11 protein-coding genes are annotated in these 12,258 nt (G+C 67.2%); 10 read left to right on the forward strand and 1 reads right to left on the reverse strand.

Features of this window, described 5'->3' with window-relative positions; genetic code table 11:
* The first annotated feature begins 16 nt into the window (after positions 1 to 16).
* The 10 genes from HL666_RS21230 to HL666_RS21275 all read left to right on the forward strand — a co-directional run bounded on the left by HL666_RS21230 (position 17) and on the right by HL666_RS21275 (position 11,567).
* A complete protein-coding gene (locus HL666_RS21230) occupies positions 17 to 1,633 on the forward strand; it encodes an ABC transporter substrate-binding protein (RefSeq protein WP_246741603.1) in 1,617 nt (538 codons plus the stop codon).
* Between the two features lie 208 nt (positions 1,634 to 1,841).
* Positions 1,842 to 2,795 carry an ABC transporter permease gene (locus tag HL666_RS21235; protein ID WP_172131274.1) on the forward strand — a complete coding sequence of 318 codons (954 nt, stop codon included), beginning with the start codon at positions 1,842 to 1,844 and terminating at the stop codon, positions 2,793 to 2,795.
* 2 nt (positions 2,796 to 2,797) lie between these two features.
* Positions 2,798 to 3,697, forward strand: coding sequence for an ABC transporter permease (locus tag HL666_RS21240; protein ID WP_172183421.1), 900 nt, complete (start codon positions 2,798 to 2,800; stop codon positions 3,695 to 3,697).
* A 208-nt stretch (positions 3,698 to 3,905) separates the two neighbouring features.
* Positions 3,906 to 4,955 (forward strand): ABC transporter ATP-binding protein, encoded by a 1,050-nt coding sequence (locus HL666_RS21245; protein ID WP_172111557.1) that lies wholly within the window; start codon positions 3,906 to 3,908, stop codon positions 4,953 to 4,955.
* A 28-nt stretch (positions 4,956 to 4,983) separates the two neighbouring features.
* The gene (locus HL666_RS21250) at positions 4,984 to 5,181 is read left to right on the forward strand and encodes a hypothetical protein (RefSeq protein WP_172111556.1); all 198 of its coding nucleotides are present in this window, start codon (positions 4,984 to 4,986) and stop codon (positions 5,179 to 5,181) included.
* Positions 5,178 to 6,590: an amidase gene (locus HL666_RS21255; protein WP_172183423.1), complete on the forward strand. Its 1,413-nt coding sequence runs from the start codon at positions 5,178 to 5,180 to the stop codon at positions 6,588 to 6,590. The genes HL666_RS21250 and HL666_RS21255 overlap by 4 nt, the downstream gene beginning before the upstream one ends.
* Before the next feature lie 307 nt (positions 6,591 to 6,897).
* Complete coding sequence (locus HL666_RS21260) at positions 6,898 to 7,881, forward strand: ABC transporter ATP-binding protein (protein WP_172183425.1); 984 nt, start codon at positions 6,898 to 6,900, stop codon at positions 7,879 to 7,881.
* A 125-nt stretch (positions 7,882 to 8,006) separates the two neighbouring features.
* On the forward strand, positions 8,007 to 8,276 hold the full coding sequence (locus tag HL666_RS21265; protein WP_009030922.1) for a GlsB/YeaQ/YmgE family stress response membrane protein: 270 nt from the start codon (positions 8,007 to 8,009) through the stop codon (positions 8,274 to 8,276).
* 194 nt (positions 8,277 to 8,470) lie between these two features.
* Entirely contained in the window at positions 8,471 to 10,213 is a 1,743-nt protein-coding gene (locus tag HL666_RS21270) for a type I secretion system permease/ATPase (RefSeq protein ID WP_172131270.1), read from the forward strand.
* Positions 10,214 to 10,226: 13 nt separating this feature from the next.
* The gene (locus HL666_RS21275; protein ID WP_172131269.1) at positions 10,227 to 11,567 is read left to right on the forward strand and encodes an HlyD family type I secretion periplasmic adaptor subunit; all 1,341 of its coding nucleotides are present in this window, start codon (positions 10,227 to 10,229) and stop codon (positions 11,565 to 11,567) included.
* A 206-nt stretch (positions 11,568 to 11,773) separates the two neighbouring features.
* Here the strand turns inward: HL666_RS21275 and HL666_RS21280 are convergent, their stop codons facing one another.
* Positions 11,774 to 12,256: a CinA family protein gene (locus HL666_RS21280; RefSeq protein ID WP_172131268.1), complete on the reverse strand. Its 483-nt coding sequence runs from the start codon at positions 12,254 to 12,256 to the stop codon at positions 11,774 to 11,776.
* Positions 12,257 to 12,258: the final 2 nt, after the last annotated feature.

Below are 12,258 nucleotides of genomic sequence, written 5' to 3' on the forward strand. Positions count from 1 at the left end.
CACCGTTGCGGCCGCGATGATGACGACGGTCTCGGCCTTGGTGCTGCCGGCGCAGGCGGGTGCGGAATCCGTGCTGCGCATCGGCATGACGGCCGCCGACATTCCACGCACGCTCGGCCAGCCCGACCAGGGCTTCGAGGGCAACCGCTTCACCGGCCTCACGATGTATGACGCGCTGACGATGTGGGACCTGTCGTCGGCGGACAAGCCGAGCGTCGTCATTCCAGGCCTCGCCACCGAGTGGAAGGTCGACGACGCCGACAAGACCAAGTGGACGTTCAAGCTGCGCCCCGGCGTCACCTTCCATGACGGCGCGCCGTTCAATGCCGACGCCGTGGTGTGGAACGTCGAGAAGGTGCTGAAGCAGGATGCGCCGCAGTTCGATCCGAGCCAGGTCGGCGTGACGGCTTCGCGCATGCCGACGCTCGCGTCCGCGCGCAAGATCGATGATCTCACCGTCGAGCTGACGACCAAGGAGCCGGACAGCTTCCTGCCGATCAATCTCACCAACCTGTTCATGGCGAGCCCGACCAAGTGGCAGAAGCTCTATGAGGCGGCGACCGGCGCCGACGACAAGGCGAAGTCGCAAGCCGCCTGGGCGGCGTTCGCCAAGGACGCCTCGGGCACCGGCCCGTGGAAGATGAGCAAGTTCACGCCGCGCGAGCGTTTGGAGCTGGTCAAGAACGAAGCCTATTGGGACAAGGCGCGCGTCCCTAAGACCGACAAGATGATCCTGCTGCCGATGCCGGAAGCGAACGCGCGCACCGCGGCGCTGCTGTCCGGGCAGGTCGATTGGGTCGAGGCGCCGGCACCGGATGCGCTGCCGGAGATCAAGCAGCGCGGCTTCAAGCTCTACGCCAACGAGCAGCCGCATGTCTGGCCGTGGCAGTTCTCGCGCATCGAGGGCTCGCCCTGGAACGACATCCGCGTCCGCAAGGCCGCCAATCTCTGCATCGATCGCGAAGGCCTGCGCGACGGCCTGCTCGCCGGGCTGATGGTGCCGGCCAGCGGCACGTTCGAGAAGGGCCATCCCTGGCGCGGCAACGTCACCTTCGAGATCAAGTACGACAAGGCGGCCGCTCAGAAGCTGATGCAGGAGGCCGGCTACGGTCCGAACAAGAAGCTCGAGGTCAAGACGCAGACCTCGGCGTCGGGCTCCGGCCAGATGCAGCCGCTGCCGATGAACGAGTATCTGCAGCAGGCGCTCGCCGAGTGCTATTTCGACGTCAAGCTCGACGTCATCGAGTGGAACACGCTGTTCACCAACTGGCGCCGCGGCGCCAAGGACGCCTCTGCGAACGGCGCCAACGCCACCAACGTCACCTATGCGGCGATGGACCCGTTCTTCGCGCTGGTGCGCTTCCTGCAGTCGTCGATGGCGCCGCCCGTGTCGAACAATTGGGGCTTCATCAACAACCCGAAGTTCGACGAACTGGTCAAGAAGGCGCGCCAGACCTTCGATCCCGCCGAACGCGACAAGGCGCTGGCCGAGCTGCATGCGGCCTCGGTGGATGATGCCGCCTTCCTCTACGTCGCCCACGACGTCGGCCCGCGGGCGATGAGCCCGAAGGTCAAGGGCGTGGTGCAGCCGAAGAGCTGGTTCATCGACTTCTCGCCGATCTCGGTGGAGTAGTTGTGGCGTTGGAAGACTAATCTCGCCGCTGGCTCCCCTGCGCTCCCTCCCCCCTTGTGGGGGAGGGCTGGGGCGGGGGGTACTCCGGCGGCAGTCTTCGTGGGGACCCCACCCCCGCCCCCTCCCCGCAAGGGGGAGGGGAGCTTTCTTCGTGACGCTTGTTTCTCGCGACTCTCTGCAGCGGTGGAGAGTCAACCGAAGGTGACTCGTGCTCTCTTATGCTGCCCGGCGGATGGTGTACGCGATCCCGATCATCATCGGCGTCGCGCTCGTCTGTTTCATGCTCGTTCACATCACGCCGGGTGATCCCCTCGTCGCCGTGCTGCCGGCCGACGCCTCCCAGGAGCTGGCGCAGCAGCTGCGCACGGCCTATGGCTTCGACAAGCCGCTGCCGGTGCAGTTCGGCCTGTGGCTGTGGCGCGCCGTCAACGGCGATCTCGGCAGCTCGATCGCGACCGGCCGGCCGGTGCTGGCCGAGGTGCTGCGCGCGGTGTCCAACACCGTGACGCTGGCCATCGCGGCGGCCATCATCGGCTTCTCGCTCGGCCTGTTCTTCGGCCTCGTCGCCGGCTATTTTCGCGATACCTGGATCGACAAGATCGCGACCTCCATCGCGATCGCCGGCGTCTCGGTGCCGCATTACTGGCTCGGCATGGTGCTGGTCATCATCTTCTCGGTCGAGCTGAACTGGCTGCCCGCGGTCGGCGCAGGCCCGTCCGGCTCGGGCGCCTGGGCGTGGGACTGGGCGCATATCCGCTTCCTGATCCTGCCGGCGATCACGACATCCGTCATTCCGATGGGCATCATCACCCGCACCGTGCGCGCGCTGACCGGCGACATCCTGAGCCAGGACTTCGTCGAGGCGTTGCGTGCCAAAGGCCTGCGCGAAACCCAGGTGTTCCGTCACGTGCTGAAGAACGCCGCGCCGACCGCGCTCGCGGTGATGGGCCTGCAGCTCGGCTACATGCTCGGCGGCTCGATCCTGATCGAGACGGTGTTCTCCTGGCCCGGCTCGGGCCTGCTGCTGAACTCGGCGATCTTCCAGCGCGATTTGCCGCTGCTGCAGGGCACGATCCTGGTGCTGGCGATGTTCTTCGTCATCCTCAACCTGGTGGTCGACATCGCGCAGGCCGCGATCGATCCGCGCATCAAGCGGGGCTAGCGATGAGCGTCGGATCAAGTGCGATGAACGACTCCGCGCTGCAGGCCGCGCCGCCGGCCAATGCACGCGGCTATTGGGCGACCGTCGGTCGCCGGATCGTCCGCGACAAGGTCAGCATGGTCTGCGTCGCGATCCTGCTGCTGATCTTTCTCTCGGCGCTGCTCGCACCCTATCTGCATCTCGCCGATCCCTACCAGGGGTCGATGATCCGCCGCCTGCGCCACATCGGCACCCCGAACTATCCGCTCGGCACCGACGAGCTGGGACGCGACATGCTGGCGCGGCTGATCTATGGCGGCCGGCTGTCGCTCCTGATCGGCATCTCGCCGGTCATCCTCGCTTTCAGCATCGGCACCATGCTCGGGCTCATCGCCGGCTATGTCGGCGGCTGGGTGAACACTGCGATCATGCGCACCATCGACGTGTTTTATGCGTTCCCGTCGGTGCTGCTGGCGATCGCGATCTCGGGCGCGCTCGGCGCCGGGATCACCAACTCCATCGTGTCGCTGACCATCGTGTTCGTGCCGCAGATCACCCGCGTCGCCGAGAGCGTCACCACCGGCGTGCGTAATCGCGATTTCGTCGAAGCGGCGCGCGCCTCCGGCGCGAATGCCTTCACGATCATGCGGGCGCACATGCTCGGCAACGTGCTCGGGCCGATCTTCGTCTACGCCACCGGCCTGATCTCGGTGTCGATGATCCTCGCCGCCGGTCTCTCCTTCCTCGGCCTCGGCACCAAGCCGCCGGAGCCCGAATGGGGACTGATGCTGAACACCTTGCGCACCGCGATCTACGTCAATCCCTGGGTGGCGGCGCTGCCGGGCGTGATGATCTTCGCGGTGTCGATCTGCTTCAACCTGCTGAGCGACGGCCTGCGCAGCGCCATGGACATCCGGAGCTGATGGGCATGGTGATTTCCAACAATGGCCGTTCGGCATCGGCAGTGCACCTCTCCCCTTGTGGGAGAGGTCGGATTGCCTCGTCAGATGCAATCCGGGTGAGGGGTTTGTCTCCGCGGAGAGAGACCCCTCATCCGTCGCGGACGGCGTCCGCGCTACCTTCTCCCACAAGGGGAGAAGGTGGCGCTGCGGCCACACCGAGCGTGTCATCATGAGTGAAGCATCGCCAGTCACCGGGCTCGCCCCGATCGAGGACATGGGCGGCAAGGCGCAGCCGCTTTTGCGCGTGGATGGACTGACCAAGCACTTTCCCGTGCGCGGCGGCCTGTTTGGCGCGCGCAAGACGGTGCGGGCGGTCGATGACGTCTCGTTCAACATCGGCAAGGGCGAGACCGTCGGCATCGTCGGCGAGTCCGGCTGCGGCAAGTCGACGACGGCGCGCCTCTTGATGCATCTGATGGACCGCGATGCCGGCGAGATCATCTTCGACGGTCGGCAGGTCGGCCACGAGATCTCGCTGCGCGAGCTGCGCCGCGGCATGCAGATGGTGTTTCAGGACTCCTATGCCTCGCTCAATCCGCGGCTGACGATCGAGGAATCGATCGCGTTCGGGCCGAAGGTGCACGGCATGGCCGATGGCGCCGCGCGTGCGCTCGCGCGCGAGCTGCTCGGCAAGGTGGGCTTGAGGCCCGAAACCTTCGCCAACCGCTATCCGCACGAGATCTCCGGCGGCCAGCGCCAGCGCGTCAACATTGCCCGCGCCTTGGCGCTGTCGCCGCGGCTGGTCATTCTCGACGAAGCCGTCTCCGCGCTCGACAAATCGGTCGAGGCGCAGGTGCTCAATCTGCTGATGGACCTGAAGCGCGAGTTCGGCCTGACCTATCTGTTCATCAGCCACGACCTCAACGTCATCAACTACATCTCCGACCGCGTGCTGGTGATGTATCTCGGCGAGGTCGTCGAGCTCGGCCCGGTCGAGCAGGTCTGGGCCAAGCCGGCGCATCCGTATACGCGCGCGCTGTTGGCTGCGATGCCGTCGTCCGACCCGGACAGGCGCACGGAGGTGCCGCCGCTTTCCGGCGATCCGCCCAACCCGATCGATCCGCCGGCCGGTTGCCGTTTCCACACCCGCTGTCCGTTCGCCGAGGCGCCCTGTTCGAATGTCGCGCCAAGGTTGACGGAGCTGGATACAATGGGCCATCAGGCCGCCTGCCACATGGCGATCCCCCGTTCGGGACACAGCCGCGCGCCGGCCGCCTGAGGGCAGACACCAGCAGCGAGAAGCGTCAATGACCAGACCCACGCCCCAGCAAGTCAGTGCCATCGCGGAGGCCTCCGGCCTGCCGGTCGACAAGGAGGTCGCGACCCGCATCTCCGACTCGATCGGACCGGCGTTCGACAATTTCGCGGCCGTCGCCGGTACCCTGCCGTTCGACCTGGAGCCGGCAAGCTACGTCGTAGCGCAGACCCTGAAGGTGGGCCGATGAGCACCGAGCCCGCGCTGATGACGTTGACCGCGGTCGCCAAGGCGATCGCCGAGAAGAAGCTCTCCTCCGTCGAGGTGACGCGCTCCTGCCTGCACCGCATCGCCGAGTGGCAACCGAAGCTCAACGCCTTCATGGCGATCGAGTCCGAGCCGGCGCTGAAGGCCGCCGCCGAAGCTGACGCTGCGTTGGCCAAGGACGGCCCCAAGGGGGCGCTGCATGGCGTACCGCTCGCGCACAAGGACATGTATTATGAGGCCGGCCACGTCTCGACCTGCGGCTCGCTGATCCGCCGCGACTTCGTCGCGACGACGACCTCGACCGCGTTGCAGCGGCTGAAGGACGCCGGGTCGATCCGGCTCGGCACCTTGCAGATGGCCGAGTTCGCCTATGGCCCGACCGGCCACAACGCGCATTATGGCGCCGTCCATAATCCGTGGAAGCTCGGCTACGTCACCGGCGGCTCGTCGTCCGGCTCGGGCTCGGCGGTCGGCGCCCGCTTGACGTTTGCGGCGCTCGGCTCCGACACCGGCGGCTCGATCCGGATGCCCGCGAATTTCTGCGGCGTCACCGGCCTGAAAGTGACCTGGGGTCGCGTCAGCCGCGCCGGTGCGATGCCGCTGTCGCAATCGCTGGATACGGTCGGACCGCTGGCGCAGACGACGGAGGATTGCGCGCTGCTGCTCGGCCTGATGGCCGGTCCGGATCCGGAGGATCCGACCGCCAGCGCCGCGCCGGTGCAGGACTACGTTGCGGCCACCCAGGCCTCGATCAAGGGCCTCAGGATCGGCGTGCCCAAGGCATTCTATGTCGACGACCTCGATCCCGAGGTCGCGCGCTGTCTCGATGCGACGATCGCGGTCCTGAAGACCGAGGGCGCCGATGTCGTGCAGGTCGATCTGCCGGACCAGCGCCAGCTCACCGCCGCCTGTCAGCTCGTGCTGGCGGTCGAGGCGGCCGCGTTCCACAAGCGCTGGATGATCGAGCGGCCGCAGGACTACGGCCCGCAGGTGTTGATGCGATTGCAGAACGCGCTCGCCGTCTCAGGCGTCGCCTATCTCGAGGCGCTGCGCTGGCGCGGCGCCGCGCTGGCCGCGCATGTCGCCGCGACTTCGGGCGTCGATGCCGTCATCGCGCCGGTCTCGCCGCTGGTGACGCCGTCAATCACCGACAGCGATGTCGGCGGCGCGCCCGGCGCCGAAGCCGTGATCCAGCGCATCACCCGCTTCACCCGTCCGGTGAACTATCTCGGCCTGCCGTCCCTGGCGATTCCGACCGGCTTCACGGCGACGGGCCTGCCGGTCGGCATGCAGCTGATCGGCCGCTCCTTCGACGAAGCGACGATCCTCACCATCGGCGCCGCCTTCCAGCGCGCGACCGACTTCCACGCCCGGGTCCCGACGCTGCCATGACACCCAGGGTTGGCGAACGTTTCTGGCCGCGTGGTGCTCAAGGTGACGCAAGACGATCGCCTGAAGGCGCCGCCATCGGAGATGTCGCCTCACATTCGGTGTCGTCCCGGCCAAGCCTGACGTCGCGCAGCGACGGCATGCGCCGAGCCGGGACCCATAGCCACCGGCCGTTGTGTGGCGATGACTCGGAGTGGCGATTGTGCCGCAAACGCCTCCCGGGATTATGGGTCCCGGGTCGGCGCACGACGGCGCGATGCGCCGACGTGCTTGCCCGGGACGACACTGAGTTTGTCAGGATCGGATTGCAATGACCAACATCGTCGAGATTTCCAACCTCACCATCCGCTTCACCGGCGAGCGCACGGTGCATGCGGTGAACGATGTCAGCCTGTCGCTGGCCGATGGCGAGGTGCTGGGGCTGCTCGGCGAGTCCGGCTCCGGAAAGAGCGTGACGATGCGCGCCCTGATGCGGCTGTTGCCGAAGAAGCGGACGCAGATATCCGGCAGCGTCCGAGTGATGGGCCGCGACGTGCTCGCCATGAGCGACGAGGAGCTGTCGCAGTTCCGCGGCCGCACGGTGTCGATGATCTTCCAGGAGCCGGGGCTGGCGCTCGATCCGGTCTACACGATCGGCCGCCAGATCGCCGAGACGGTGATGAGGCACGAGGGCAAGAGCTACGCGGAGGGCACGGCGCGGGCGCTCGAGATGCTCGATGTGGTCCGCATTCCCTCGGCCAAGCGGCGGCTGGAGTCCTATCCGCACGAAATGTCCGGCGGCATGCGCCAGCGCGCGATGATCGCGCTTGCGCTGGCGTGCCGGCCGAAAGTGCTGCTCGCCGACGAGCCGACCACCGCGCTCGATGCCACCGTGCAGATCCAGATCCTGCTGCTGCTGCGCGAGTTGCAGCGCGAGTTCGGCATGTCCGTCATCTTCGTCACCCACGACATCGGCGTCGCGATCGAGATCTGCGATCGCGTCGCGGTGATGTATGCCGGCCAGATCGTGGAGCAGGGCTCCCTGCGCGACATCGTTCGTCAACCCGTCCATCCTTATGCGCGCGGCCTGCTGGCTTCCACCGTCCATGGCGCCAAGCGCGGCGAGCGGCTGCAGACCATTCCCGGCACACCGCCTTCGCTGGACCATGCGCCGCAGAGCTGCTCTTTCGCGCCGCGCTGCAGCCTCGCCCAGCCGCGTTGCGCGGAGACGCTGCCGCCGAATGTCGATCTCGGTCCCCAGCGCCTCGCCCGCTGCATCCTGGCGGAAGCGCCGGCCAGTGTGGCGGCAACGTAACGGTTGCACCGAAACACGGCGCCGCCCGGACGGAACCCTGCATCGCATGTCGAAGCCTGGCGACAGCATCGCTATGCTGCGGCGGGCGCGCGGGACCGATCGTCCGCCGCCCTTGAGGACATGCCATGCACGTATCGAACGAAGGTATTTTGGTCATCCTGTTCGTCGGCCTGATCGCAGGCTGGCTGGCCGGCAAGATCGTGCGCGGCACCGGCTTCGGGCTCATCGGCGACATCGTGATCGGCGTGCTCGGTGCGCTCGTCGCGAGCCTCATCTTTCCGCGGCTCGGCATCCGGCTCGGAACGGGACTGGTGTCCGAGATCGTCTATTCCGCGCTCGGCGCCATCATTCTGCTGCTCGTCGTCCGGCTGGTGCGAACCGGCGGACGTCTCTAGCGCTGCGAATCCGCTGTCCCTGAACGTTTTCGTTGCGCCGCGAGACACATCAGGCGCAACTGCTAATTTACGCTAAAGCGCGCGTCGTTGGACGCTCGCCGCAGGAATCAGTATATTTCGCCTTGTTTGCCGCCAACTTGTTGGTTTGATCGGCGGCTCTGCAGCTCATTCGTTCAATTGAAGAGATGGTGGTGATGGCGGCCGCACCTCACGTGAGGCAATCCGAGCTGAGCGATGCCCTGCGCGGTTGCCGCAGCGCCTTCATCGGCGTCGGGGTGATGAGCTGCATCATCAACCTGCTGTATCTGACCGGCTCGATCTTCATGCTCGAGGTCTATGACCGCGTGCTGCCGAGCCGCTCGGTGCCGACCCTGATCGGCCTCATCATCATCGCGGCCGGTCTCTACATGGCCCAGGGCGCGCTCGACATGATCCGCAGCCGCATCCTCGGCCGGATCGGCACCGCGCTGGACGAGAGCCTGAACGCCCGGGTGTTCGACACGGTGGTCCGGCTGCCGCTGTCGTCCGGCGGGCGCAACGAGGGGCTGCAGCCGTTGCGCGACCTCGACAATATCAGGAGCTTTCTCGGCAGCCAGGGCCCCGGTGCGTTCTTCGACCTGCCGTGGCTGCCGCTGTATCTGGCGATCTGCTTCGCCTTCCACGTCCTGCTCGGCGTAACTGCGCTGGTCGGTGCCGTCATCCTCGTCACCTTGACCCTGATCACGGAGTTTCTGACCCGCACCCCCGCCAAGGAGGCGATGGGCCTCGCCGCCCGCCGCAACGATCTGGCCACCACGAGCCGCCGTAATGCCGAGGTGCTGGTCGCGATGGGCATGACGGGCCGCATGCTGGAGCGCTGGGGCGATACCAACCAGAAGTACCTCGCCGGCAACCAGCGCGCCAGCGACGTTGCCGGCGGTCTCGGCGCTATCGCCAAGGTGCTGCGCATGATGCTGCAGTCGGCGGTGCTTGCGGTCGGCGCCTATCTGGTGATCCACCAGGAGGCAACCGCCGGGATCATCATTGCCGGCTCGATTCTCAGCGCGCGGGCGCTGGCCCCCGTCGATCTCGCGATCGCGCACTGGAAGAGCTTCGTCGCCGCGCGCCAGAGCTGGCACCGGCTCAACCAGCTGCTGCAGACCATGCCGCAGCGCGGCGTGCCGACGCTGCTGCAGCCTCCGGTCAGCAAGCTCTCGGTCGAGGGCATCTCGATCGTCGCCCCGGGCGACCAGAAGGCGATCGTTCAGGACGTCAGCTTTGCGCTGTCGGCCGGCAATGGATTGGGCATCATCGGCCCCAGCGCGTCGGGCAAGTCCTCGCTGGTGCGCGCGCTGGTCGGCGTCTGGCGTCCGGTGCGCGGCCACGTCCGGCTCGACGGCGCCGCGCTCGACCAATGGTCGACGGACGAACTCGGCCGCCATGTCGGCTATCTGCCGCAGGACGTCGAGCTGTTTGCCGGCACCGTGGCGCAGAACATCTGCCGCTTCGATCCCCACGCCTCCGCCGACGGCATCATCGCCGCCGCCAAGGAGGCCGGCGTGCATGACATGATCATCAAGATGCGGGAAGGGTACGACACGGAGATCGGCGAGCAGGGTGCGGCGCTGTCGGCCGGCCAGGCCCAGCGCGTGGCGCTGGCGCGCGCGCTCTATGGCAATCCGTTCCTGATCGTGCTCGACGAGCCCAACTCCAATCTCGACACCGAAGGCGACGAGGCGCTGTCACGCGCGGTGCGCTCGGCGCGGGCGCGCGGCGCCATCGTCGTGGTGGTGGCGCATCGCCCGATCGGCATCGAGGCGGTCGATCAGGTTCTGGTCATGAAGGACGGCCGCGCGCAGGCGTTCGGCCCGAAGGAGACGGTGCTGGCGCAGGTGCTGCAGCCGCGGCCGCCGGCGCCGATCAAGATCGTCTCGGAAGCCGGCGTGACGAAGTCATGAGGAGTCGCGGCGCATGAGCAGTCAGGTCATCACCGGTCCTGTCCCGGGCGTCCGGCGGCCGGAGAGCGCGCAGCAGTCGATCCGGCGCCACCTCATCGTCGGTATGGGCGTCGTCGTTGCGGTGGCCGGCGGGCTCGGCGGCTGGGCCGCGACGCAGCAGATCTCGGGCGCGCTGATCGCGCCGGGCCAGATCGTCGTCGAATCCAACGTCAAGAAGGTGCAGCATCCGACCGGCGGCGTGGTCGGCGAGCTCCGCGCGCGCGATGGCGACGTCGTCAAGTCAGGCGACATCGTCGTCCGGCTCGACGACACCGTGACCAAGGCGTCTCTCGCCATCGTCACCAAGAATCTGGACGCGCTGCAGGCGCGCGCCGCCCGGCTCGAGGCCGAGCAGCGCGGCTGGGCCAAGATCCTGTTTCCGCCGCAGTTGCTGCAGCGGATGAGCGATCCCGACGTCAAGAGCCTGGCTGCCAGCGAGACCAAGCTGTTCGAGGTTCGCGTCAACGGCCGCATCGGCCAGAAGGCGCAGCTGCGCGAGCGCGTGGCCCAGCTCACGGAGGAGATCGAGGGTCTGTCGGCGCAGGTCAGCGCCAAGGACCAGGAGATCGCGCTGGTGCAGAAGGAGCTCGACGGCGTGCGCCAGCTCTACGAGCAGCACCTGGTGCAGCTGTCGCGCCTGACCACGCTGGAGCGTGATGCGGCCCGCCTCAATGGCGAACGCGCGCAATACATCGCCGCCCGCGCCCAGGCCAAGGGCAAGATCAGCGAGACCGAGCTGCAGATCATCCAGGTCGACAAGGACATGGTCAGCGAGGTCTCCAAGGATCTGCGCGAGACCACCGACAAGATCGGCGAGTTCGTCGAGCGCAAGGTCACCGCCGAGGACCAGCTCCGCCGCGTCGACATCCGCGCGCCGCAGGACGGCATGGTGCTGCAGTCCAGCGTGCACACGGTCGGCGGCGTCATCACCGCCGGCGACACCATCATGCTGATCGTGCCGCAAAGCGACGACCTGCAGGTCGAGGCCAAGGTCAATCCCCAGGACATCGACAAGCTGCAGGTCGGGCAGAAGACGCTTCTGCGCTTGTCCGCCTTCAACCAGCGCACGACGCCGGAATTGAACGGTGTCGTCAGCCGCGTGTCGCCGGATGTCACCACCGACCAGCGCACCGGCCAGAGCTACTACACCATCCGCGTCTCGATGCCGCCCGAGGAGATCGCCCGGCTCGGCGACGTCAAGCTGATCCCGGGCATGCCGGTGGAAGCCTTCGTCCAGACCGGCGACCGCACCGTGATCTCCTATCTGATGAAGCCGCTGCACGACCAGCTGATGCGGGCGTTCCGGGAGAAGTGAGGGGCCGGCCACTCGCTTGGCCCACATCTGGCACCTCACACTCGCTGTCATCCCCGCGAAAGCGGGGATCCATAACCATAGGCGGTTGTTAGCTTGCGCGACAGCTTCAACATCCAGCCTGCCCCAAGACAGATCACGCGGTATGGGTCCCGGATCGGCGCCCGCCGCCGCTTCGCGTCGACGGGCTTGTCCGGGACGACACCGAGTTACTCATCAAGCTTTGTTAACAACAACTCCAGCGCGCTTGTCGCAAACAGTTGCATGTTGGCAAAGCGGTCGCTGCGGCCGCTTTCCAGCGTGACCACAGCGGACGCGGGGCCGGCCACGGCGAAGCACGCATGACCCGCGGCGTCGCCGTAGCGGTTGCCGGTCGGGCCGGCGGCGCCGGTCTCCGATAATCCCCAATCCGTGGCAAAGCGCGTCCTGATCTGCCGCGCCAGCAGCTCCGCATAAGGCTCCGACGCCGAACGAATGCCCTTCATCGCCTCGTCCGGAATGTCCATCAGCACGCGGCGGGCGTCGCGCGTATAGACCACGGCGCCGCCGAGGAAATACGCCGAGGCGCCGGGAACCGCGAGCAGCGCCGCCGCGATCAGCCCGCCCGCGGACGACTCCGCCACCGCGATGGTCTGCTTGTTGGCGATCAGCCGTTCGGCCGCCCGGGCGGCGACGGCAATCAGTTCATCCATGA

The organism is Bradyrhizobium aeschynomenes (assembly GCF_013178945.1).
In the GTDB taxonomy this organism is placed as follows: Bacteria; Pseudomonadota; Alphaproteobacteria; order Rhizobiales; family Xanthobacteraceae; genus Bradyrhizobium; species Bradyrhizobium aeschynomenes.

What these genes read in the sequence shown, in the direction of transcription:
- HL666_RS21230 (WP_246741603.1), top strand. Translation starts at nt 17, where the DNA reads ATGATGACGACGGTCTCGGCCTTGGTGCTGCCGGCGCAGGCGGGTGCG.
- HL666_RS21240 (WP_172183421.1), top strand. Translation starts at nt 2,798, where the DNA reads ATGAGCGTCGGATCAAGTGCGATGAACGACTCCGCGCTGCAGGCCGCG.
- HL666_RS21245 (WP_172111557.1), top strand. Translation starts at nt 3,906, where the DNA reads ATGAGTGAAGCATCGCCAGTCACCGGGCTCGCCCCGATCGAGGACATG.
- HL666_RS21250 (WP_172111556.1), top strand. Translation starts at nt 4,984, where the DNA reads ATGACCAGACCCACGCCCCAGCAAGTCAGTGCCATCGCGGAGGCCTCC.
- HL666_RS21255 (WP_172183423.1), top strand. Translation starts at nt 5,178, where the DNA reads ATGAGCACCGAGCCCGCGCTGATGACGTTGACCGCGGTCGCCAAGGCG.
- HL666_RS21260 (WP_172183425.1), top strand. Translation starts at nt 6,898, where the DNA reads ATGACCAACATCGTCGAGATTTCCAACCTCACCATCCGCTTCACCGGC.
- HL666_RS21265 (WP_009030922.1), top strand. Translation starts at nt 8,007, where the DNA reads ATGCACGTATCGAACGAAGGTATTTTGGTCATCCTGTTCGTCGGCCTG.
- HL666_RS21270 (WP_172131270.1), top strand. Translation starts at nt 8,471, where the DNA reads ATGGCGGCCGCACCTCACGTGAGGCAATCCGAGCTGAGCGATGCCCTG.
- HL666_RS21275 (WP_172131269.1), top strand. Translation starts at nt 10,227, where the DNA reads ATGAGCAGTCAGGTCATCACCGGTCCTGTCCCGGGCGTCCGGCGGCCG.
- HL666_RS21280 (WP_172131268.1), bottom strand. Translation starts at nt 12,256, where the DNA reads ATGGATGAACTGATTGCCGTCGCCGCCCGGGCGGCCGAACGGCTGATC.